Consider the following 22,512-nt stretch of genomic DNA (forward strand, 5'->3'; position numbering starts at 1 on the left):
GGCGTGGCTCTACCTCAGTTGCAGCCGATGCCGGTGATGCGGTTATCCGCGTCGACCTGGATGGTCACTCGGTCTTCGCGGAAATCCATGGTGACGGCCATGTTGGGCTTCACGATGCGGGCATGCTTGGCGCCGCTGTCCTTGACCGCCTTCTCTACCGTCGCTGCATCGGCGACTTTGCCGACCAGGCCGTTGAAAGCTTCCTGACGGCACGGGGTCACGCCTTCGGAACCGGCCGGCACCGGGTCCACCACCGCCTGCGGCGGTTCGTCGGCGGTCTTCGGTGGCGGGCTGCTGCACGCGGCCAGCGGCAGGGCACAACCGAGCAACATCAACAGGGGCAGACGCATGGTGCACTCCTTACGCGGGATATGGGCCAAGCTTGCACGGCCCCGCCTGCATGGGGCGTCAACGCGATGAATACGCGCGCCGCCTGCGCCCCTCAGCCAGTCAGCCGCTCGGCGAGAGCGCAGACAGTGCCAGCGTTTCCCGCTCGCGCTGCTCCTCGGCCACCAGCCGCAGCATCAGCAGTGACAGGGTCACCACGTCCTGGTGATTGTGCTCGGCCACCCGGCGCAGGTTCACCGCGCTGCCGCCGCGCAGGTAGTTCAACCATGCGGCCGGGGCTTCGGAGCCGGGCAGGTCGTCTTCGCGCACGATCTGCAGCAGCTGGCGTTCGATGGTTGCCAGCCGGCAGTTTTCCCAGGTGCCGCGGTACCGGCGGCGGGTGGGGAAGAGCAGATCGACGTGGTCCAGCGGGGTGATCGGACAGCGTTGCCGCGCCAACCGGTAGCGGGTTTTCAGCAGCGGCGCGTCATAGCAGCGGCCGTTATAGCTGGAAAACACCGTGCTGGGCCGCAGCCAGCTGGAAAACTCGCGCAGCATGGCCGTTTCGGCCGCCATCGTGGTCATCAACAGCTGGCGGATGCGCAGCCCTTGGCCACGCGCGGGATCGGCATGCCAGTCGGCCGCGCCGATCATGAACGCGCGGGTGCCGGTACCGCCGGCCAGGCCGGTGGTCTCGGTGTCGAAGAACATCAGGTCCTGCGGCGCCACCGCTTCGCCCTCGCGCCGGGCGAATGCCAGCGACAACGGCTGCAGCGGAATCGCCTGCGGCAGGAAGGATTCGATCAGGAACAGCCCGGGTGCGATCTCCTCGCCCGGGACGTGGCGGTCCTGCGCGCTGGCGCGCGGCCGCGCACCTGCGCCGCCACGATCGCGCAGCCCCAGCAACCGGTGCAGGCCGCCCACGTCGGGCTTGCGCAATGCGGGCGCAGGCGGCGCGGGTTCCGCCGTTGCCGGGCCGGTGGGCTTGTGGCGGATTTCCTGTTCCACCCAGGCAAACACCGAGTCCGGTGCCGCCCGGCGTGCCTGCGCGTCGTTGGCGGCCACCGGCGCGGGCGGTGCCGGTGCCGTACCAGGCGCGTCGGCCGCCGCCGGGGGCGGCGAGGCATCACCGGCCTGGCGCCGCAGCAGGCGCAGCTTGTCCAGGCTCAGGCTCAAAACGGCACCACGTCGGCATCCTGCGGTGCAGCGGCGGTCGCCGGCAACGCATGCGCGTCGAACAGGGCCAGGACCTTCAATGCCAGCGCCTTGGGCGTGGTGGCATCGTCTTCCTGCCCGGCCAGCACCGGACCCACGCAGGCCGGGCAGCCGGCCTTGCAGTCGCAGCGCTGCACCAGTTCCTGCGCGCGCTGCAGCAGTTCGGCCTGGCGCAGCCACAGCGGCTCGCTCAGGCCCACGCCACCGGGGAAGTTGTCGTACAGGTACACGGTGGGCACGAACTGCTGCTGCAGCTCGATCGCGCTGGCATCGAACTCGGCGCCACGCAGCTGGCCACGCCCGCTCTGGTCGGCCACCGCGAACCATGCACCGTCGCCATTGCCCACCGCCTTCTGCAGGTCGCGCGCATCGGCCATCACCGCCACCGTGGCCACGATGTGCAGCGCGTACGCTGCACCAAGGAAACCATCCAGCGCTTCCTGTTTGCTGTCGAAGGCAGTCAGCAGCAGGCCCTGCGGCAGCTGCCACCACACCGCAGTGGTGTGCAGTTCCTGGTCGGGCAGGTTGACCGGGCCGTAGCCGATGTTTTCGTGGGTGTAATAGCGGATCTTCTTGTAGCCGGCCACGCGCCGCACCACATGCACTTCGCCATGGTGCGAATCGCCCTGGCCGGCGATGCAGCCATCGAAGCGGTCCAGCACCTTGAGCTTGGTGAAGTCGATGCTGTCGGTGTAGTAGTCCACGTGGGTGCGGGTGACGTAGGCCTTGCGGCCTTCCCAGTCCAGCCGCTCCACCTGGTACGGGGTGGACTGCACCATGTGGATGGCGCCTTCGTACAGGGTCAGCGCGGCGGCGGAGTAATCCACCTCGGCAATGATCTGCTGCTTGCCGTCGCTGCGGTCGACCACCACGAAGTTGCCGTCGGCCACCGAACGCAGGCTGACCGCATTGGCCGGGTAGCTGTCGGCGATCCATTCCCAGCGGTCGCCTTCGCGATGCACCACTTCGGTCTCGGCCAGCGCTTCCAGGAACACCAGCGGGTCGATCGGCCCGAACGGGTCGCCGGCCAGGAAGGGCAGTTCGAAGGCGGCGCAGCGGATGTGGTCGAACAGGATCAGCGGCTGGTCCGGTGCGGTCCGCGCATGTTCGGGCGAGGCATCGGCGAAGAAGTCCGGGTGCCGCACCACGTACTGGTCCAGCGGCTGCGAGCTGGCCACCAGCACGCCCAGTGCCGGTTGCTGGCGGCGCCCGGCGCGACCGAAGCGCTGCCAGGTGGCGGCCACGCTGCCGGGATAGCCGTTGAGCACCACCACGTCGAGGCTGCCGATATCCACGCCCAGCTCCAGCGCCGAGGTGCTGACGATGCCGTCGATGTTGCCGGCGCGCATGGCGCGTTCGGTCTCGCGGCGCTCGGTGGGCAGGTAGCCGCCGCGGTAGGCGCGGATGCGTGGGGGCTTGCGCGGGTCGTGGTCGAAGATGTCCTTCAGGTACTTGGTGAGCACTTCGACCATCAACCGGCTCTGCGCGAAGATCAGCGTCTTCAGCCCGGACTTGATCGCGATGCGCGCGATGCGGTTGCTCTGCGAGCGCGCCGAGGCACGCAGGCCGAGGTCGGCGTTGACCACCGGCGGGTTCCACAGCAGCACGTGCTTGGGTCCGGTCGGTGCGCCGGATTCGGTGATGGCGGTGACCGGCGCTTCGATCAGCGCTTCGGCATGCGCCTGCGGGTTGCCGATGGTGGCCGAGCACAGGATGAACTGCGGTTCCACGCCGTAGAACGCGCAGATGCGCTTGAGCCGGCGCAGCACGTTGGTGACATGGCTGCCGAATACGCCGCGGTAGGTGTGCACCTCGTCGATCACCACATAGCGCAGGTTCTCGAAGAACTGCGCCCACTTGGTGTGGTGCGGCAGGATCGCCTGGTGCAGCATGTCCGGGTTGGAGACCACGATGTCGCCGTGCAGGCGGATCGCCTGGCGCGCGTCGCCCGGGGTGTCGCCGTCGAAGGTGAAGGCCTTCACCCCCAGGTCGCCGGCACGGTTGAGCTCGAGCAGTTCGGCCACCTGGTCCTGGGCCAGCGCCTTGGTCGGGAACAGGTACAGCGCCTTGGCCTTGCCCTGCATGGCGGCGCTGACCACCGGCAGGGTGTAGCACAGCGACTTGCCGCTGGCGGTGGGGGTGACGATGGCCACGTGCTCGCCACGCTGGGTGGCGTCCCACGCTTCGGCCTGGTGGCTGTACAGCTGTTCGATGCCGCGCGCCTTCAGTGCGTTGGTCAGCGCGGACGGCACATCGGCGGGGATGGGCGCGTAGCGGCCTTCGCGGCCCGGAAGGGTGAAGCTGCCGGTGATGCGGTCGGCGTAGCGCTGCTGCAGCCGCGCGGTAAGCAGCGCACCGTTGCGCGAGGGCAGCCCGTCGGTGGTGGCGAGGCGGCGCTCGGCATCCTCGGTGCGCTTGGCGAGTTCGTAGGCCATGGGACAACGGTCTGCAAAGGACGCCATGGAAGCACAAACGCGTCTCAGGGGTTGAGACATCGCGGCCCGGGTCGGTGAACGATTCAGTGCCTTCCCCGCACAACGAAATCTGAAGGCCGCCTCGCTATCCTCTGCGCAGGACGCTGATGACAGGACGACACGTGGCATTGCACACAGGAATGGCAGTAACAACCGTGACCGCCGGGCTGCTGCTGGCGAACGTGGCACACGCCCAGCAGCAACCCACCGGACCCGCCGACAGCGCGAACACCCACGTAACCACGCTGGGCGAGGTCCGGGCGCTCAAGCCCGAGGACGAAGTGCCGGTGGACCTGTATCGCTTCAAATCCCCGGTGCAGCCCCAACCCAATGCCTTCAACCGCGCCTGGAGCGAACCCCCCTCGCTGCAGGAGGTGGGCATGCGCGGCGGCTACCTGATGATGGGGATCAACCATGCCATCGCTGGGACCGCCCAGGGCCTGCACACCCTGACCCGGGCACCGGACCAGATCCAGTCCGCGGTCGCGCGCCCGCCGCCGGAACTGGACGCAGCGGCGCAGCGCCGTGCGTTGCAGTACTGCGATCCGCTGCAGGGTTGCGACGCGCCACGGCCGGAGTAAGCCGCCCGACGACGGGGCGCGCTACGCCGCTGGCATGATCGGTCGACGCCGTTCCAGCCACCACAGCAGGCCTGCGACAGCGATGAAGCCCAGCAACCAGGGCCAGCGTGGGCCTGGAACCCTGCCGGGCGACTCGGTGGCGGTGGTGGTCGTCGCGGCCAGGCGCTGCTCGGTGGCCAGCCGCACCTGCTGTCGGTGCAACGGCTGCGCCGATTCCCGATCGAACACGTAGAACGCCTGCACGGTGTCGCCATGCTGCAGCTGGTGCCAGCCGGGCTGCTGCGGCCAGTAACCGGCGCAATGCTGGCTGCCGCTGGCCGGGTCGACCTGCACGGTAACCCTGTGGCCCTCCGGGCTGCGGACCTGGGTGCCGCTGGGAACGTCACACAGGGTCAGGCGCTCGCCCGCCCACGGGGTGGCGGTAGCCAGGCGCACCGTGGGCGCGCCGGGCAGCGCGCGCGCGACCGTGGCCAGCACGCCGGACCACAGTTCGGCATAACGATCATCGCGGCCGGCCAGTACCAGCCGGTAGCTGTCGGTCACCGGCAGCACGGCGACGCGGCCGCGCCCTACGCTGCGCCAGCCGCCCACGGCATTGCCCTGGGCGTCCTGCAGCAGGGCTTCGGCGCCTGCCGCGTTCACGTCGAAGCGCTCCAGCGCGGGTGGGGCGGCACTGTGCGATGCGGTATCCGCCTCCTCGATGTAGGCGGTGGGGTTGGCCGCCGGGCGGACCGGTCCGCGACGCGCCTGCAGCAGTGCGGCGTCCGGATCGGCGGGCAGCGCCAACGGCGAGGCGCGGGTGCCGCCGGTGACCGGCAGGCCCCATTCCCGCAGCGCCTGGCGCACGCCGTCGCCCAGCGCACCGCTGCTGCGCACGACCACACCCAGTCCATCGCGCAGCGCCTGCCGCACCAGCGCGCGCTGGTCAGCGCCGAGTGCGGCCAGGCTGCGTTCGTCCAGCACCAGTACGTCGGTGGCGGCCAGTCGTGCGGCGCTCAGCGCGACCGGCGCATCGCCCAGCACCACCCCGCCCCCCGCACTGGCCTGCGCCTGTACGGCCAGTCCGGTGTCGGTTGCCCACCGCCGCAGGTACTTCAGCTCCGGACCCGGCGCACTGGCGAGGATCAGCACGCGCGGCGCGGGGGCGTCCACGGTCTGCTGGGGCACCGGAATGCTGTCCACCCCATGCTGCTGCGCGTCGAGCAGGCGCAGGGTGAATTCGCTGCGTCCGGCGGCACGTGCAGTGCCGTGCAGGCGCACGCCGCCCTGCGCGTCGAGTGCCGCACGGTCGACCACCACGCCGGCCGGGTCGAGCAGTTCGGCGCGTGCGCCGGTGACACCGCCCGCGCGTGCGGCAACCTCGAACAGCGCGCCGGGCGCGGTGGCGGAGGGCGGCTGAAGTTCCAGCCACCCCAGTGGCGCGGCGGGGGACTGCAGGCTCACCCGCGCGGGCAATGCGGTATCGCGGTCGCGCGCGGACAGCCCATCGCCGACCAGCAGCAGCGAGGTGCTGCCTGGATGCTGGCGCAGTGCGGTTGCCAGGTCGGGGGCGCGTACCGCCTCTGCGCCGGGTGCTGCTTCGGGCAACGCGATCACGGTGGCGCCGACGGGCACGGTGCCTGCGGATGCGGCGTTGCCGGTCAGTACGGTCAGCTGGCCGGCGTCCACGCTGCGGGGTGGCGGTAGCAGGGTGAAGTAGAGCAACAGGGCGGACAGGGCCTGCAACACCAGCAATGCGGTCCGCCTGGGTGAAGGCAGCCACGCAAGGCGTGGCTCTACGAGGAGGATGCGCACGCTGCCCACGACGGTGATCAGGGCCAGGGCGATCGCGATCCACGCTGCCATGCTCATCGCGTGCCCTCCAGTGCGTCCAGGTAGCGCTGCGCCATCGGGTCCGGCGCGCTGCGACGTTCAAGCTGCGGCATGGGACGCAGCAGTGCGCGCCACAGCTGTGCACGCAGCGCGGTACGGCAGCGGGCACAGTCCGGGGCGAGGCGCAGCTCCTCGACCGCTGCCGCCAGGCTGAGCGGGTCGGCCAGGCGCGATTGATTGCGACCGAGCCACTGGCCCACCGCGTCCAGATCCGGCGCGGCGCGGGTGTCGGCCAACTGCTGCCAGGCCGCGACGATGGCCGGGTCCGGCGTGTCCACGGCGATGAGGGTGGAGGTGCGGCTGCCGAGATCGCTGCGGTCGCCGCTCATGCGCCGGCTTTCGTCGATGGGCGGCAGCTCGGGACCGACCCGGGCCAGGTAGATGCGTTCGGCCTGCTGCACCTGTTTGATGAAATCCAGCGCCTTGTACGCGAACGGGAGCGCACGCTCGGGTCGGCCCTGGCGGAGCTCGCCTTCGGACGACCACATCTGGTCCAGCGCGGCCTTCAGGATGGCGCGGGTCTGCGGATCCAGCAGCGTGGCCGCCTCGGCATGGTCGTGGGTGTGGCCGTACTCGGAGAGCACATCGGTGGCGGCGCCGAACGTCGGCGCGCCGTCGGCCTTGGCGGGCGCATGGTCGTGGTCGTCGTGACCCGTCTGCGCAGCGGCAGTGTCGTGCTCGTGATCATGCTCGTCAGCATGACCGGCGGCAGGCACGTCGCTGGTGGGCAGGCTGTCGCTGGTCGGCGGTGGCGTCGCGCCGCCCTCGCTTTCCTCGCCCAGGAACTGTCCGTAGCGCAGGCGCAGGATGCGCTGGTCCACGCCGATCGCGTCGGAGCGCTTCATGAATTCGTCGGCAGGCAGCTGCCGGCGCAGTTTGATCAGCGCTTCGGCGTCGATGATGATCTGGCGCTGGCTGCGGAAGTACGCCGGCAGGGTTTTCTTGACCATGCCTTCGAGGTCCGCGCCGAGCACCTGCTCTTCGCTGGGCAGGCGCAGGATCAGGCTGGTGCTCTGTGCGGTCTGCGCAGTGGGCGTGCGGTTGTCGCGCACCTGCAGCTGCGCGATCACATCGTTGCCCGGCCCGGCGCCCAGTGCGGCCAGGTCCAGCGTGCGTGCGAAACGACGCTGCGTGGCCGGTCCGGTGCCGGCGAGGGTGATGCGCTGCTCGCGGAAGGTGATGTTCTCCCCGCTGCCTTGGGCCAGGGTCAGGTGCAGCTCGGCGTTGGCGGCGACCCCGAAATCATCGCTGGACTCGAACTGCAGCGTCCATTGGCGCTGGCCGGGGGTGCCCAGCACCAGGGTGCGATCCGGCGCGATCACCCGCACGGTCGGGGCACGGTCGGCGACCACATCCAGGCGGTAAAGCCTGGGCGCGCGCAAGGCAGGCTCGGTGACGATGCGATACAGCGTGGGGCGGGTGGCCTTCCACTGTGCCTCCCACAGCTCGCCCTCACGGTGCAGTGCAATGCGGGTGCCATCGTGCAGCTGAAGCGCTGCCTGCGTGGGCTGCGCGCTGAAACGCAGCGACCACTCCAGCGCGCTGCCCTGGACCACCTTCGCGTCCAGCGCGGTCTGGCTGCGCACGGCCTGGCCGGTATAGACCGGTGCCTGGATCTGCAGCCGCGACGACTGCAGGCTGGGCGGCTGCGCCACGCTGGCGGCAGGCGCCAGGGTGCCGGGAAGCACCGGCAACGAGGTGCCCGCTGCCGGCCAGCCCACGGCCAGCGCCGCCGCCAACAGCCCGCCACACCACGACGCGGCGAGCCAGCGTGCGGGCCAGGCGGCGCGCAGATCAGGTGGCGCCGCCTGCAGCGCTTCACGGATGCGCGCGTGCTGCCGCTGCTGCAGCGGATTGAGCGCGGTTGCATCGGCGAACAGCAGGTCGGCGCTGTCCTGCACGTTGGGGTGGGTATCCAGCCGACGCACCAGCCACTGTCGGTCGAGCCGCCGCGCGCGCCACGTCGCGGTGCCCGCGACGACCAGCAGGGTGGCCAGCAGCACCACTGACGCGATGTTGGTGCCGGCCAGTCGTGACGCGAGCGCAGTGAGCGCCAACGCAGGCGGCAGCAGCAGTAGCGCGGTGATCCACCACTGCCGGCGCCGCGCGCCCTGCCATGCCGCGTGGACGCGGTTCATGCCCCCGCTCCGCGTCGCCTTGCGGTGGCCATCCAGCGTTCCAGCGCGAACAGCAGCACGACCAGCACCAGCAGCCAGTTGGCCAGATCGCGAGGTTGCTGCACGGGGGCGCTGGCGCCGGTCAAAGGTCGCTGCGACGCCGCCGGTGCCAGCTGCGGCGTCGACAGCGGCTGCAGCTGCTCGAGCAGGCGGCGCGGGAACGACGGGTCGCGCAGCATCGGCAGCGCATCGGGCGACAGCGGCGCAGTGAAGCGCAACACCTGGCCGCGGCCGAGTGCATGCCGCACCAGGGCAGTCTGGCCGCTGGCATCCCGCAGTACTGCCGTGCCATCGCCCTGCGCCACCTTGGCGGAGCGGGTTAACACCCGTCCACCGGCTGCTACCCAGTCGTGCCAGGCGGGCGGGAGCGGTGCATCGGCCAGCCACACGCCGAACTGCCCTTCTTCGGGTACCGCCCCGGCGGCGAGCGGTGCCCCCAGCGGCCGCCCACTCCATGCACGCTGCACGGCATCGAGAACGCGCAGTGCCGTCGCATCCTGGTCAGTACCGGCTACGCGCAGCTGCGGCGCGTTGTCCTGCACCGCCGGGGCAACCGGGGCAGCGACCGGTCTCCATTGCACCGCACGCGACAACCGCGGCCGCTCGCCGTCGAGCCCTGGCATCGGATCGGGAACATAGACCGTCAACGCGGTGCCGGCCGGCAGCGTCTGGTCAAGCTCGCGCAGCAGGCTCGCCAGCGGCTGCGTGGCGACGGGTGCCGCGTCCTGCAGCGGCGGGAAGCCGGGTGCCAGCCAGTGCCCTTCGCTGCCCGCCGGCAGTGCAGGAACGCCCACCCCCGGCGCCACCACTACCCACGGCGGCGTCTGGACCGGCGCGCCATGCAGCAACGGCCTGGCCAGCAGCAGCGCCAGCGCGGCCAGCAGCAGCAGCCGCACCAGCAGCAGCGGCCACTCATCGAAACGGACCCGCTGGCGCGGGCGCGCCTTGGCGCGCAGCCAGCGCAGCGCCGCGAACTCCAGCGGTGCGTAGTGATGGCGGCGGGCCAGGTGGATCAGCAACGGCACCAGCAGCGACGCCAGCGCCAGCAGGCCCAGGCTCATCGCGCGTCCCCGGCCAACACCCGCAGCGGTGCATCCAGTGGCTGGTCGGTATGGGTCACCACGTGGGCCACGCCGCCGCGCTGCAGCCGTGCCTGCAGCACGCGCTGCGCCTCGGCGAAACGGGCCAGGTAGTCATCACGGATGGCGCGGCCATCGCCCAGCAGTTCCTCGCCGGTTTCCGGGTCGCGGAAACGGTGGCCGTCGATGAAGGGAAAGTCGCGTTCATCGGCAGTCAGGACCTGCAGCTGTACTACGTCGCGGCGTGCGGCGGCCAGCCGTTCCAGCAACACCGTGCCGGCTTCGTCGAAGCCATCGCCGAGCGCCAGCAGCATGTCGTTGGCCTGCACCCGCTCCCAGACCGGGCGCAGCGCCTCCGCCGCCGGCCACGCACCGCTGGCGCGCAAGCGGTGCAGCAGCAGGTGGATGCGGTCGCGCTGGCGCGCGCCGCTGCCGGCGGGAACCAGCTGCACGCCTTCGCCGGTGATGGCTACCAGGCCGAAGCGGTCGCCCTGCTGCAAGGCCAATTCCACGATACAGGCCGCGGTGGCGCAGATATGGTCCAGCCGCGAACGCCCTGGTTGTGCAAGGTCGTGCTGGCGCGCGGACGCCGTTGCATCGACCAGCGTCCAGATCGTCACCGGGCTTTCACGTTCGGATTCGCGCACGAAGAAGCGGTCCGACCGCGCGTACAGCTTCCAGTCGATCTGGCGCAGCTCGTCGCCTGGCTCGTAAGCACGGTACTGCGCGAACTCAAGCCCGGCGCCGCGGCTGCGGCTGGCATGCTGGCCGATCCCCTGCGCACCGATCGCACGCCGTGGCAATAGCCGCAGCGCCTTCAGGCGGCTGCGGACATCGGCAGGAATGGCGATCGGGGCGTGCGGGCTCACGGCGGGCTCAGGCGGGGAAAGGCACGGCCTGCAGCAGTGCGGCGATCACATCGTCGGCGCCCTTCTGCTCGGCTTCGGCGGCGAACGAGAGCAGCAGGCGATGGCGCATCACCGGCGCGATCAGCGCCTGCACGTCCTCGCGGGTGGCGGCGAAGCGACCCTGCAGCAGCGCGCGCGCCTTGGCGGCCAGCACCAGCGACTGCCCGGCGCGGGGGCCGGCGCCCCACTTGATCCAGTGGTTGACCGCATCCGGTGCACCGGCACCCGGACGGCTGGCGCGGACCAGGCGGGTGATCCAGGTCAGTACGTCATCGCTGACATGCACCTGGCGCACGGCCGCCTGCAGCGCCAGCACATCGTCGGCGTGCATCACCTTCGGCACCGCGCCAGCATTGCTGCCGGTGGTCTGTACCAGGATGTCGCGCTCTTCCTGCTCGGTGGGGTAATCCACCCGCACGTGCAGCAGGAAGCGGTCCAGCTGCGCCTCGGGCAGCGGGTAGGTGCCGGCCTGTTCGATCGGGTTCTGGGTGGCCAGCACGAAGAACGGCGCTGGCAGCGGGTAAGTGGTACCGGCGTAGCTGACGGTGCGCTCCTGCATGGCTTCCAGCAGCGCGGCCTGGGTCTTGGGCGGCGTACGGTTGAGCTCGTCCGCCAGCAGCAGGTGGGTGAAGATCGGGCCCTGCTGGAAGCGGAAATGGCGGTGGCCGGTGCCGTGGTCTTCCTCGAGCAGTTCGGTGCCCAGGATGTCGCTCGGCATCAGGTCGGGCGTGAACTGCACGCGCCGGAACTGCAGCTCCAGCGCCTGCCCCAGCGAGCGCACCAGCAGGGTCTTGCCGAGGCCCGGCGCGCCTTCCAGCAGCACATGGCCGCCGGCCAGCAGGCCGATCAGCAACTGCTCCACCACCTCATTCTGGCCGACCACCGCCTTGCCCAGCGCATCGCGCAGGGGCTGCAGTTTGGCAAGAAGGTCATCAACAGGGCTTTCGTTTTGCATGGCACGCTCGCAGAAAGAGGGCGTAGAGCCACGCCCTGCGTGGCTGCACGGAAAAACAAAGAGAATCAGTTATTCAACGCATACATCACGATGTTCACCCCGAACCGGGTGTTGTCCTCGGCCAGGAAGCGCTTGTTGCGCCAGTCGTAATCCCACTCGCAACCGTAATCCTTGTTGCTGTAAAGCACGCCCAGCCGACCATCGACCTTGATCCCCTTCAGGTAATCGTGCACGAGGTCATCGCCCCAGCCGTTGAGCTCGAAGCCGGTGGCCGGTGGCCCGTCCGGGAACTTGAAAAAGCTTCGATACAGCGCATGCGTGTTGGGCAGCTTCTTCAGCGCGGCCGGCCCGAACAGCCTGGCCATCTGCGCTTCGAACGACTTGGCGAACAGCCCGTCGATGTCGTGGTTGCAGTCATCCACGAACACGAACCCGCCGTTGCGCACGTAGCGCACGAAGTTCTGCCGCTCGGCGGCGTTGAACTCCACCAGCTTGTGCCCGGCCAGGTAACAGAACGGTGCTTCCAGCATGCGTGGATCGGAGAGCGCCACCACATGTTCGGTCGGATCGACCCGCAGCGTGGTGTAGTCGATCAGCGAGGTGATCAGGTTGGACGGCATGCGCGCGTCCACGTCCCAGTCGCCCGAGTCGTACTTGAGGCGGGTGAACCAGAAGTCGTAACGCCCCGCCTGCGCGCGGGCGAACGAGGGCAGGGCCGCCAGGGCGGCGCCGCCGAGCATCAGCCGCAGGAACTGCGCGCGGTTCATCGCCGCGCGCGGTCCCCACAGCGTCCGCGGATACCACCCTCCATCAGACCGCGTCGGACAGCGAGGTGAAGGTGAAATCGCGCAGCTTCATCGGCGGGATCATCATCACGAAGCTGGATTCGTCACCGGCCACGCGCACCGGCTTGCCCAGTTCTTCGATGTTGTTGAGCATGATCACCGGCGACTCGTTGAAGCGGAAGTTCTTCACCGGGTACTTGATCTGGCCGTTTTCGATGTAGAACGTGCCGTCGCGGGTCAGGCCGGTGAGCAGCACGGTCTGCGGGTCGACCATGCGGATGTACCAGGTACGGGTGACCAGGATGCCCTTCTGGGTGCCGCGCACGAGATCGGCCGTGCTCTTGTCACCCCCGCTCATCAGCAGGTTGCCCGGGCTGGCGTTGGCGGTCTTGCCCTGCTTCTGCGCCCAGAAGCGCGAATAGTCCAGGTTGGCGACCTTGCCGTTCTCGATGATGGCCAGCTTGTTGCGCGGCAGGCCCTGCTGGTCCCACGGCAGCACCGGCGCCTCCGGGTGCCACGGGTCGGCGTACATGTTCACGCGCGGGTCGTAGACCTGCTCGCCCAGCTTGTTGCCGCCACCCTTCTTGGACAGGAAGCTGCGGCCTTCATCGGCCGATCGCGCGTCGAAGAAGTTCATCATGAAGCTGATCAGGCCGGCAGCGGCGGCCGGTTCCAGGATCACCGTGTACTTGCCCGGCTCCAGCGCCTTGGCTTCGGACGACTCGGTCGCCTTGCGCATGGCGATGCGCACGTCCTGGTCGGCCTTGAAGGCGGCGGCGTCCTTGAGGTTGCGGCCGACCCAGCCCGAACCACGGCCGTCTTCGGTGCGCACCGTGCAGGTGTAGTCGAAGTTGGTGGTGCGCTGGTAGCCGAAGTTGCCCTTGCTGTTGGCCGTGGCGGAGAAGCCCTGGCCGTCCTCTAGGAAACCGGCGGCGATCAGGCCGTTGCCACGGCAAGGCGCGATCGAATCGGCGGCCACCTTGGCGCGGAACGCCGGGTCGATGGCGGCGGTGGATTCGCTGAAGGTCGGGCTGGCGGTGTAGGTCTGCTTGCCGATGGCCGGCATGAACTCCGGGTTCTCCGGGGCCAGACGGGCCAGGTCTTCGGCGCGGCGGACCACGCGTTCCAGCGCGGCATCGTCGAATTCGTTGATCGAGGCGGTGCCGGTGCGCTTGCCGAAGGACACGGTGACGGCCAGTTCGGTGTTGTCCACGATGCCGCTGGTGGACACGTTGTTGAGCGCGAAACGGATGTTGCCGTTGATCGAGCCGGCCAGCACGGCGGTGGTCTCATCGGCCTTGGACAGCGCGATGACCTTGTCGAGGATGGCCTTGGCCTGCGCTTCGGTGAAGATACTCATGGAATAAGGGCTCCTGACCGGTCAGCCGAGGCTGCGCGCGGTGTTGATGACGTTGATGCCGTTGAAGCGCGCGGTGGACGAACCGTGCGAGACCGCCGAGACCTGGCCCGGCTGGCCCTTGCCGTCGAAGAACGAGCCGCCGAGGCGGTAGTCGCGTTCGTCGGCCACGGCGCTGCAGGCGTTCCAGAACTCCGGGGTACGGATCTGGTACGCCACGTCCTCGAGCATGCGGGTGATCTGGCCGTTCTTGATTTCGTAGAACAGCTGGCCGCCGAACTGCGCGTTGTAGCGCTGCTGGTCGATCGAGAACGAACCGTCGCCGATGATGTAGATGCCGTTCTCGACGTCCTTGATCAGGTCGGACACGCTCAGCGGGGTCTTGCCCGGTGCCATCGACACATTGGCCATGCGCTGGAACTGCACACTGGACCAGGAATCGGCATAGCAGCAGCCGTCCGACTCGGTCTTGCCCAGGATGTGGGCCTGGTCGCGGATGGTCTGGTAATCCACCAGCTTGCCCTTGCTGATCAGGTCCCAGCGCTTGGTCTTGACGCCTTCATCGTCGTAGGCCACCGCGCCGAGGCTGCCCGGCTGGGTCTTGTCGGCAAAGATGTCGACCAGGTCGCTGCCGTACTGGAAGCGCTGCTCGCGCTTGTCCAGGGTAGCGAAGCTGGTGCCGGCGTAGTTGGCTTCGTAGCCGAGCACGCGGTCCAGTTCCAGCGGATGGCCGACCGATTCGTGGATGGTCAGCCAGGTGTGCGACGGGTCCAGCACCAGGTCGTACTTGCCCGGCTTCACCGACGGCGCCTTCAGCTTTTCCTGCGCCTGCTTGGCTGCCGCGATGGCGTCTTCCTTCATGTCATAGGAAGACCCGTAGTTGACCACGCCGTTGGGGGTGAGCACCTTGCCCGCCGCAGCGCCGTCCAGGTATTCGTAGCCCATGCCCATCGGCGCGGACAGGCCTTCGCGGGTGCGGAACTTGCCGCTGGCCTTGTCGATGGCGGTGACCGTCATCGGCGCCCAGATGCGGTGCACGTCCTGGTCGATGTAGGAACCATCGGTGGAGGCGAAGTACTTCTGTTCGTTGACCAGGAACAGCATCGAGTTGACGAAGCTGGCCCCGGCGCCCATGGCGGCGGCATTGACGTCCAGCAGCAGATCGACCTTTTCCTTGATCGGCACTTCCATCGCGTTCTTGCGGATCGGCGTCTTCCAGCTCACCTCGCCCACGCCTGGCGCGGCGGCCAGCTGCACCTTGGCGGTCTGCACGCCGGCATTGGCCTTGGCGATGGCCACCGCCTGCTGGGCAGCGCGCGCCACGTCGGTCGGGTTGAGCTGGTTGGTGGCGGCAAAGCCCCAGGCGCCATTGACGATAACGCGGATGCCCACGCCGGTGGACTCGGTGTTCACCACGTTCTGCACCTTGTCTTCGCGGGTGATCACGAACTGGCGCAGGTAACGGCCGATGCGCACATCGGAGTAAGTGGCGCCGCCCTGGCGGGCCGCCGCCAGGGCAGCGTCAGCCAGGCGCTTCTTCAGCGCCGGATCCAGCGTGGTCTGCAGCTGCTCGGCGGCGATCGCCTTGCCGAAGAACGACGGCACGATCAGGCCGCCAGCAGTAAGCCCGGTCAGGGCAAGGAAGTCACGTCTTTGCAAGGCAGCTCTCCACGTCGGTGTGGGGGTGGCAGGAACAAGGCGGGATCAGCGGTACGGCAACAGCGGTGGATCGATTCTTGCGGGCGCGGCGGTCCAACGGTAGTGACGTTTGGCACGGTGGCCGGGCCTCTCAGCCCAGGCTGCGTGCGGTGTTGATAATGTTGATGCCGTCGAAGCGGGTGGTGGACGAGCCGTGCGACACTGCCGACACCTGCCCGGGCTGGCCCTTGCCGTCGAAGAACGAGCCGCCGAAGCGGAAATCGCGTTCATCGCAGATCGCGCTGCAGGCGTTCCAGAATTCCGGGGTACGGATCTGGTACGCCGCGTCTTCAACCATGCCGGCGATCTGGCCGTCCTTGATCTGGTAGTAGAGCTGGCCGCCGAACTGCGCGTTGAAGCGCTGCTGGTCGATGGAGTACGAGCCGCGGCCGTGGATGTAGATGCCGTTCTCCACGTCCTTGATCATGTCGGCCACGCTCAGCGGGGTCTTGCCCGGCGCCAGCGACACGTTGGCCATGCGCTGGAACTGCACGCTGGACCAGGAGTCGGCGTAGCTGCAGCCGTGCGATTCGGTTTCGCCCAGCAGGTGCACTTCATCGCGGGTGGCCTGGTAGTTGACCAGGATGCCGTCCTTGACCAGGTCCCAGCGCTTGGTCTTGACCCCTTCGTCGTCGTAGCCCACCGCGCCCAGGCTGCCCGGTGCGGTCTTGTCGGCGAAGAAGTTGACCCGCTCGCTGCCCCAGCGGTAGCCGGCGTCGCGCTTGTCCAGGGTGGCGAAGCTGGTGCCGGCGTAGTTGGCCTCGTAGCCGAGCACGCGGTCCAGCTCCAGCGGGTGGCCCACGTTCTCGTGGATGGTCAGGAACAGGTTGGACGGGTCCAGCACCAGGTCGTACTTGCCGGGCTTGACTGACGGCGCCTTGAGCTTTTCGCGGGCGTGGCGCGCGGCGGCGATGGCGTCCTCCACCGGATCATACGAGTCACGGTAGGCGGTGATCCCGCCGGGCAGCTGGATCTTGCCGCTGGCCTCGCCATCCAGGAATTCATAGCCCATGCCCATCGGCGAGGACAGGCCGGCGCGGGTGCGGAACTTGCCGGTGCTCTTGTCGATGGCGGTGGCGGTGAACGGCAGCCAGATCCGGTGCACATCCTGGTCGATGAACGAGCCGTCGCTGGAGGCGAAATACTTCTGCTCGTTGACCAGGAACAGGGTGGAGTTGATGAAGTCGGCGCCGGCATTGGTCGCTGCCGCATTCAGGCTCAGCAGCAGGTCGACCTTGTCCTTGATCGGCACCGCCATGGCGTTCTTGCGGATAGGCGTCTTCCAGCTCACGTCGCCCACCCCCTTGACCGGCGCCAGCTGTACCGGGCGGGTCTGGATGCCGGCATTGGCTCGGGCGATGGCCGCAGCCTGCTCCACGGCAGCCAGGATCGCGGCCGGTGTCTGCTGGTGCGTGGCGGCAAAGCCCCAGGCGCCGTTGACGATGACCCGGATGCCGATGCCCGAGGACTCGCTGTTGGTGACGTTCTGCACCCGCGCCTCGCGGGTGATCACCGCCTGGTTGAGGTAGCGGCCGATGCGGACGTCGCAGTAGCTGGCCCCGGCACGGTTGGCGGCAGCCAGTGCGGCCTCGGCCAGGGCCTTGTTGCGTACCGCGTTGGCCGGCTCGAGCAGCTGCTCGGCGGCGATCAGGCGGGCGTGCGGCACCATCAGGCCCGCCAGGCCCATGCCAGACAGCGTCAAAAACTCACGGCGTTGCACAGCGTTCGATTCCCCGGGAACGATCAGCCTTCGACTGTCGTTTGCGACCCGGTGCTGGCACAAGTGACTGCGGTCATGGTTGGATGTGCGCTGATCCGACATTTCCGAACGTCATGAGCCAACAACGCTGGTCCGAGGCCTGCGAGCGCAACCGCGACCCGATCCTGGCGGTACTGCGCCGCCTGCTGCAGGACCGCCAGCGCGTGCTGGAGATCGGCAGCGGCACCGGCCAGCATGCCGAATACTTCGCCGCCCAGCTGCCGCACCTGCTGTGGCAGGCCAGTGACCATCCGGACTACCTGCCGGGCATCGGCGAGCGCCTGGCCGAGGCGGGCCTGCCCAACGCACCGGCGCCGTGGCCGCTGCAGGCGGTGCTTGCGCCGTCGGCGGGCCTCGCCCCCCTGCCGGATGGACCGTTGGGCTTCGATGCCGTATTCAGCGCCAACACCCTGCACATCATGAGCTGGCCGCACGTGCAGGCATTCTTCGCCGGGCTGCAGGCGGTGATGGCCGACGATGCCCTGCTGTGCGTATATGGCCCATTCAATTACAACGGTAACTACAGCAGCGACAGCAACCGGCATTTTGATGGGTGGCTGAAGGCGCGGGATCCGGCGTCGGGCATCCGGGATGCGGAGGCGGTGGATGCGCTGGCGGCAGCGCAGGGCCTGCGGCTGGTGGACGATGTGGCGATGCCGGCCAACAACCGGCTGCGTGTCTGGCGGCGGTGACCGGCAGGTCGGGTCGCCGCGGACACGCGTGGCGTGTCCCTACGCCAGTTACCGCGCGAATCCACCCAGCGCAGGCTCCTGGGCCTGCTGCGGGACGGCGTGCTGCAACTGTATCGCCTGCTGCTGCTCGATCTCAATGGCGGCGGCGTCCAGTTTCTGGTCCGAAACCGCTACGGGAGTCTGCTTGGCCAGTTCGATGTCAAACGGCACCCGCTGCTGGTCATGCGGTCCGCTGCCGTGCTGGACAAGGAAGGCGTAGCCCTTCGATCCAAACACAACGTCATCGACGCGGGAGATCTCGCTCCCGTGAAGCGGTCCGGTGATGCTTCCGGGGTACAACGCCTGGCGCGTTTCCCGGTTGTCCATCGTGCAGGCCAGCGCCGAGCGGCAGAACTGCTCCCGTTCCAGCCCGTTCGCGAAGCTGACCTGCCCCTTGTCCTCGGCGGTCTGAACGCCTTCCCGGATGCGGGTCAGCGTTGGGTTCTGCGCGTGGCCGGGGTCGTCCGGCGCCGTCCGGTGTTCGCGCTGCGTGGCCAGCTCCACCAGGGCTTGAAGCTGCGCCTGTTCCGCCGGATCGGGTTGGATGGAGCGGTGCTCGAACCGCGCCGCCAGTGCCTGGTCGATCGGCTCGGAATCGTTGCACGGATCGACGACCTTGCAGTTGGCCAGTGCCTCACGCAGATTGCGTTCGCCATCGCGGTCGATCTTCAACCCGTACAGCGCGGTCGCGCCGCCGGCTTGGTACAGCGTCATCGTGTCCAGGTCCATCGGCACGGCGCGCTTCTCGAACAGCGGCTGGTCGCGCAACGTATTCAGATAGTCGATGGCAGCGTTGCCGGTGAGGATTTCCAGGCCCGCATCGCGGTTCCCGCCGCCCACGTTGGAATGGCCTCCTGGCGCGGCTACGTTGATAGCGCGTCCATCCGGCGTCATCCCGGGATCGTTGATGGCCTGGTGGGGAAACAGCTCGCGCTGCTCATGGGCGGCCATGATCGCCACGCGCGATATCACGCTCGGTGGCAGGCGCGCGTCGAAGTTGGCGGGCATGTTGGTCGCCACTGGGTCCAGCAACAGGGTGGCCTGTGCGGTCTGGCCTGGCGGCACCAGCGGTGGCAATCGGCTGATGACGCTGATGTTGCCGTTCTTGTCATGGCCAAACCCGAGGCCCTCTTCAGGAACGATGCCGTACTCATCAATCAACCGGAGCAGGCCGGCCGTCTGCACCGCGCCACGGCTGTAGCCAATGCCAACAACGCGGATTTCGGCTTGAGGATCGTTGTTGACCCAGGCACTAGCCTGAATTGCAAGGTCGCGATACGCGTCCTTGATTCCATCTTCCCACGTGTATGCAAGCATGCCGTCCCATGCACGGGCCATCGTCCTCGGCTGGGTTCCAATGCCTCTTGAATAGTGCGCACCTATGCGGCTGTCTGGCTCGTCCGCTTTAGCCAGCGCTTGCTCATACAGCGTCCCGACAGTGGTAGCTGGGCCAAGCCTCGGATTGTTCAGGTCTTGACCCGTTCCATCCAGGAACGCGAAGAACAAATACTCATTTGCAGTGGCATTGCGCTGGAGAACAGGGACTGAAAGTTGTTGCAACTGCTGCCGGACATCCTGCTGCATCCGGAAGTCATCTGCGGTCGCAGGACGACTACCTGCGCTGGAATTAACCTTGCCCACGGCAACACTCCATTTGCTCAATAGGTATACGTCTTTACCAATACAAGGTCGCGGCGCGAGGTGCTGTATCGATTGCCGGGCGTCTGAAGGTGCTTCGTTGGCACTGACGCCACCATGTAAACGCGAATCACGCGATCATTCACCTCCAGGAGGATTGACGGCGGGCTTTCATTCTTTCCATTAGGCAGATCAGCGGCTTCCTCACGAGGTACGAAATGGCGCATCAGTTGATCCTTGAAGATTTCTCCAATATCAATCTCGGCCTTGTGCGCACTTCCATCCTTGGAACGCCAGATCACCTTGGCGGCAGACGGAAAGTTGGGAACCGCGCCGTAGCTGCCGTTCCAACCCTTGAGGTAATCTGGGCCATAGGACGCCGATGACCTCGTAGGCTTGTCCCCGCCAAACTTGAAGTTGTCGTAGATCACATGGCATTCAAGCGTGTCGTAGCAGCGCGGGCCGAAGCTATGCTTCTCAAAGCGCAGCGGCCATTCCACCGGCTTGTAGTTCATCTTCGCCGAGATGGCGGGATCGCCCTCGGACACCAGCTCACCGCTGGTCAATACCGGCGTCTCAGGATAGGTATAGCGGACTGACGACACCGGCACGTCCTCCTGCATCTGTGTGGCCGTGGGCGTTGCTGCCCCGGGCGTGGCGCAGGCGGCCAGCGCCAGGCTGGCGACGGCGGCAACCTGCATCGGAATCTTCGGCATCGCACTTTCCTCATCATCGCGGCCAGCGGGCATCGGTGCTTCTGGCAACAGCGGAAGCGGCCTGCGTTTGCGCAGGATCGGTAAACCACCCGGTGGCAGTGCCCCGAGTGCTTCTTTCGTCTGTGTGTTGATGATTGCCACGTCGCGGAGCAGCTGGGCGTCGTGTAAGGCGTCCTGAGGCTTCAGGACCCGGTGCCCGCGCAGTTTCCTGTCGTCGTCCATCGCCCGCCTCCGATCATCCCTGTCGTCGCCCGATCATAGACGAGCCTGCGGCCGCCGGTGTTACTGGCTGACGCATTCGACCTCGATCGGCTGGCATTGCCGGTCGATGGGCCTCCGCGCGTGGCGCTGCGGGCGATCAGGCTTCCGTGGAAAATCTGGCCAGGCAGCGCTGGCAGCTGGAGGCGATCTCCTGGACCAGTGTTTCCAGAACGGGGTGTAGGATGCCCTCGTCTTCCAACTGCAGGCGCTGCTCCTCGGCCACGCGGGGAAGTTCGAGCGCCATGCTGGCCAGCATCTCCATCGCAACGGCCGGGGTCAGGCGCATGGCGGTGGCGGTAGCCTGCCAATCGCGAAGCGTGATGTCCCACCAGCGATAGTGGCTGCCGACTTTCATGGCGAGCTTTATCTTCCGCTTCTGCAACTGCGGGTAGGGGAGTGCGCTGGAGATGTCGTAAAGCGGCGCCAGGCGCACCTGTTCGCTATCCAGAAGCAGCGAGTAGTTCTTGGCGTGTGCATCGGTTCCGCCAATCAGATAGTTGAACACCAAGGCCCGGAACAGCATCTCCACGTCTTCTTTCGGATGGCTGGCGTGTTGCCACAGGACATCTGCAAGGTCAGCGGCGCCCGGTCCGCCCTGGTTCTGGTACTTGATCTGCGGCATGACGCCAAGCGCCTGGCAGAAGTCCTCCTGGTGGATGCGGATCCATCCGTCGGCGGTACGCTTGCGGTCATAGCGTTCCACGCAGATGGCGGATTCTCCGTCCATCTCGATCTTCTCGGAGAACGCCGCCGGCATGCCCATGGCGCGGGCAAGGCGCAGGCAGAACATCTCGTTCTCGACGAAGCCGTTGTAGTCACTGCCGGGGGGCTTGAGGATGTGCGTTGTGGGAATACGTCCGCTGGGCACCGCCCAGCCGTCCGCCGTTTTCAGCAATGCAATCTTGGCCTGCGCGCCGGCGAGACTGAACTGGCCAATATCGCCAAGCCAGCGACCACTGCCGACGTCGCGCCGCACCTGCGAAAGGCGCGCGGCGACCTGCGCATCGCTCAAGGGTTCGATGCCGTCGGCCTCGCCTGCGATGACCGCTTCAACGCGCTCGGATGCGACGAACTGGACAGCGCCTGCGCAGTCTTCGCCCACGTGTGCAAGCAGGGAAACCGGATTGCGTGGCGATACGTGGAAACGAGACGCCCAGCCTTGGAGCGTGTTGTCGTTGTCGGGCAGCAGTCCCCACGTCACCGCCGCTACGGTGCCGGGCGCGTGGGTGGCTGCGGTGAGCGGCAGGCACAGCGACAGCGGGAAGGCACCGTCCGCGCCCTGCCATTCAGGGGTGTACGTGAAATGCGGGTTGCCGTGCGCATCCTGACGCAACGTACCCATGGGTACACCTTGCATCAGAACGTGAAGGCTCATTTTGGTTTCCGCTTGCCGGCGTACAACTGCGGCGTTTCATGGACGCTCGGTGGTTCCGCCGTGCCCTGGTGGCCGGTGGCAGCGCGTGCGCGTTCAAGGATCTGGGCATACGACAGCGGCAGGCGATGCGGGTCTTTCTGTTGTTGTGATGCCGCAGGAACCGCGCGGTGGCGGTCAAGGATGTCGTCCAGCCCCGCGGCCGGGATGGCGATGCGGGCGGCTTCCGTTTGCGGATCTGCGGCTGCGAGCCTCAGGCCGAGCACGTTCATTACCCGCAACACCAGCTGCAGCTCTGCACGCGGCTTGCCCTTCTCGATATCCACGACCCATTGGCGGCTGACGCCGGATTCGGCGGCCAGGCGCGCTTGGTCCCATCCCAGCGCCTTGCGACGCTGACGGATGATATTGCCGACATCTTCTGGGGTCTTGAACATAGGCATGTCGAAAATGTAAGCGAGCGAACACACCTTTGCAAGTGTATGCGAACGCTTACATGTCAATTAAGACGGGCCGTTTCATCTGTACTTGCTATCGTTATGTAGCCGATCGCTTACAGTGAGCCACGAGTCACCGAACGACGACATGGAGAAAATGTCGGCGTTCG

General features: G+C 67.6%; 18 protein-coding genes. 2 read left to right on the forward strand and 16 right to left on the reverse strand.

The features are described 5' to 3' along the window. Positions 1 to 14: 14 nt before the first annotated feature. The 3 genes from FSZ13_RS13745 to FSZ13_RS13755 all read right to left on the reverse strand — a co-directional run bounded on the left by FSZ13_RS13745 (position 15) and on the right by FSZ13_RS13755 (position 3,977). On the reverse strand, positions 15 to 350 hold the full coding sequence (locus FSZ13_RS13745; RefSeq protein ID WP_145480640.1) for an I78 family peptidase inhibitor: 336 nt from the start codon (positions 348 to 350) through the stop codon (positions 15 to 17). A 100-nt stretch (positions 351 to 450) separates the two neighbouring features. Beyond that, positions 451 to 1,503 (reverse strand): ribonuclease H-like domain-containing protein, encoded by a 1,053-nt coding sequence (locus FSZ13_RS13750; RefSeq protein WP_145480642.1) that lies wholly within the window; start codon positions 1,501 to 1,503, stop codon positions 451 to 453. Next, positions 1,500 to 3,977 carry a DEAD/DEAH box helicase gene (locus FSZ13_RS13755; protein ID WP_145480644.1) on the reverse strand — a complete coding sequence of 826 codons (2,478 nt, stop codon included), beginning with the start codon at positions 3,975 to 3,977 and terminating at the stop codon, positions 1,500 to 1,502. Before FSZ13_RS13755 ends, FSZ13_RS13750 begins: the two co-directional genes overlap by 4 nt. A gap of 179 nt (positions 3,978 to 4,156) precedes the next feature. On the opposite strand from FSZ13_RS13755, the gene FSZ13_RS13760 reads away from it, so the two are divergent. Continuing rightward, entirely contained in the window at positions 4,157 to 4,597 is a 441-nt protein-coding gene (locus FSZ13_RS13760; protein WP_145480646.1) for a hypothetical protein, read from the forward strand. A gap of 21 nt (positions 4,598 to 4,618) precedes the next feature. Here the strand turns inward: FSZ13_RS13760 and FSZ13_RS13765 are convergent, their stop codons facing one another. The 9 genes from FSZ13_RS13765 to FSZ13_RS13805 form a co-directional block, all read right to left on the reverse strand. Continuing rightward, positions 4,619 to 6,448 (reverse strand): hypothetical protein, encoded by a 1,830-nt coding sequence (locus FSZ13_RS13765; RefSeq protein ID WP_145480648.1) that lies wholly within the window; start codon positions 6,446 to 6,448, stop codon positions 4,619 to 4,621. After that, positions 6,445 to 8,607 carry a DUF4175 domain-containing protein gene (locus FSZ13_RS13770; protein WP_145480650.1) on the reverse strand — a complete coding sequence of 721 codons (2,163 nt, stop codon included), beginning with the start codon at positions 8,605 to 8,607 and terminating at the stop codon, positions 6,445 to 6,447. The genes FSZ13_RS13765 and FSZ13_RS13770 overlap by 4 nt, the downstream gene beginning before the upstream one ends. Continuing rightward, complete coding sequence (locus FSZ13_RS13775; protein ID WP_145480652.1) at positions 8,604 to 9,707, reverse strand: BatA domain-containing protein; 1,104 nt, start codon at positions 9,705 to 9,707, stop codon at positions 8,604 to 8,606. Before FSZ13_RS13775 ends, FSZ13_RS13770 begins: the two co-directional genes overlap by 4 nt. Further along, on the reverse strand, positions 9,704 to 10,594 hold the full coding sequence (locus tag FSZ13_RS13780; RefSeq protein ID WP_145480654.1) for a DUF58 domain-containing protein: 891 nt from the start codon (positions 10,592 to 10,594) through the stop codon (positions 9,704 to 9,706). The genes FSZ13_RS13775 and FSZ13_RS13780 overlap by 4 nt, the downstream gene beginning before the upstream one ends. Positions 10,595 to 10,601: 7 nt before the next feature. Beyond that, positions 10,602 to 11,588 (reverse strand): AAA family ATPase, encoded by a 987-nt coding sequence (locus FSZ13_RS13785; protein WP_145480656.1) that lies wholly within the window; start codon positions 11,586 to 11,588, stop codon positions 10,602 to 10,604. A 65-nt stretch (positions 11,589 to 11,653) separates the two neighbouring features. Beyond that, positions 11,654 to 12,355 (reverse strand): DUF4159 domain-containing protein, encoded by a 702-nt coding sequence (locus FSZ13_RS13790; RefSeq protein WP_145480658.1) that lies wholly within the window; start codon positions 12,353 to 12,355, stop codon positions 11,654 to 11,656. A gap of 43 nt (positions 12,356 to 12,398) precedes the next feature. Further along, entirely contained in the window at positions 12,399 to 13,733 is a 1,335-nt protein-coding gene (locus tag FSZ13_RS13795; RefSeq protein ID WP_145480660.1) for a TldD/PmbA family protein, read from the reverse strand. A gap of 21 nt (positions 13,734 to 13,754) precedes the next feature. Then, the gene (locus FSZ13_RS13800) at positions 13,755 to 15,389 is read right to left on the reverse strand and encodes a TldD/PmbA family protein (protein ID WP_145480662.1); all 1,635 of its coding nucleotides are present in this window, start codon (positions 15,387 to 15,389) and stop codon (positions 13,755 to 13,757) included. 130 nt (positions 15,390 to 15,519) lie between these two features. Continuing rightward, positions 15,520 to 17,148, reverse strand: coding sequence for a TldD/PmbA family protein (locus tag FSZ13_RS13805; RefSeq protein ID WP_186308949.1), 1,629 nt, complete (start codon positions 17,146 to 17,148; stop codon positions 15,520 to 15,522). Between the two features lie 113 nt (positions 17,149 to 17,261). Here FSZ13_RS13805 and FSZ13_RS13810 point away from each other — a divergent pair, with 113 nt between their 5' ends. Next, entirely contained in the window at positions 17,262 to 17,879 is a 618-nt protein-coding gene (locus FSZ13_RS13810; RefSeq protein WP_145480664.1) for a DUF938 domain-containing protein, read from the forward strand. Positions 17,880 to 17,927: 48 nt separating this feature from the next. Here the strand turns inward: FSZ13_RS13810 and FSZ13_RS13815 are convergent, their stop codons facing one another. The 4 genes from FSZ13_RS13815 to FSZ13_RS13830 all read right to left on the reverse strand — a co-directional run bounded on the left by FSZ13_RS13815 (position 17,928) and on the right by FSZ13_RS13830 (position 22,342). Then, entirely contained in the window at positions 17,928 to 19,559 is a 1,632-nt protein-coding gene (locus tag FSZ13_RS13815; protein WP_145480666.1) for a phospholipase effector Tle1 domain-containing protein, read from the reverse strand. 17 nt (positions 19,560 to 19,576) lie between these two features. Beyond that, the gene (locus FSZ13_RS18760; protein WP_260844186.1) at positions 19,577 to 20,494 is read right to left on the reverse strand and encodes a hypothetical protein; all 918 of its coding nucleotides are present in this window, start codon (positions 20,492 to 20,494) and stop codon (positions 19,577 to 19,579) included. A gap of 136 nt (positions 20,495 to 20,630) precedes the next feature. Beyond that, the gene (locus FSZ13_RS13825) at positions 20,631 to 21,908 is read right to left on the reverse strand and encodes a type II toxin-antitoxin system HipA family toxin (RefSeq protein ID WP_145480668.1); all 1,278 of its coding nucleotides are present in this window, start codon (positions 21,906 to 21,908) and stop codon (positions 20,631 to 20,633) included. After that, positions 21,905 to 22,342, reverse strand: a complete 438-nt coding sequence (locus FSZ13_RS13830; RefSeq protein ID WP_260844187.1) for a helix-turn-helix transcriptional regulator — start codon at positions 22,340 to 22,342, stop codon at positions 21,905 to 21,907. The genes FSZ13_RS13825 and FSZ13_RS13830 overlap by 4 nt, the downstream gene beginning before the upstream one ends. Positions 22,343 to 22,512: the final 170 nt, after the last annotated feature.

The sequence above is a fragment of the Stenotrophomonas rhizophila genome (genome assembly GCF_007667275.1).
GTDB classification, from domain to species: Bacteria; Pseudomonadota; Gammaproteobacteria; order Xanthomonadales; family Xanthomonadaceae; genus Stenotrophomonas; species Stenotrophomonas maltophilia_AE.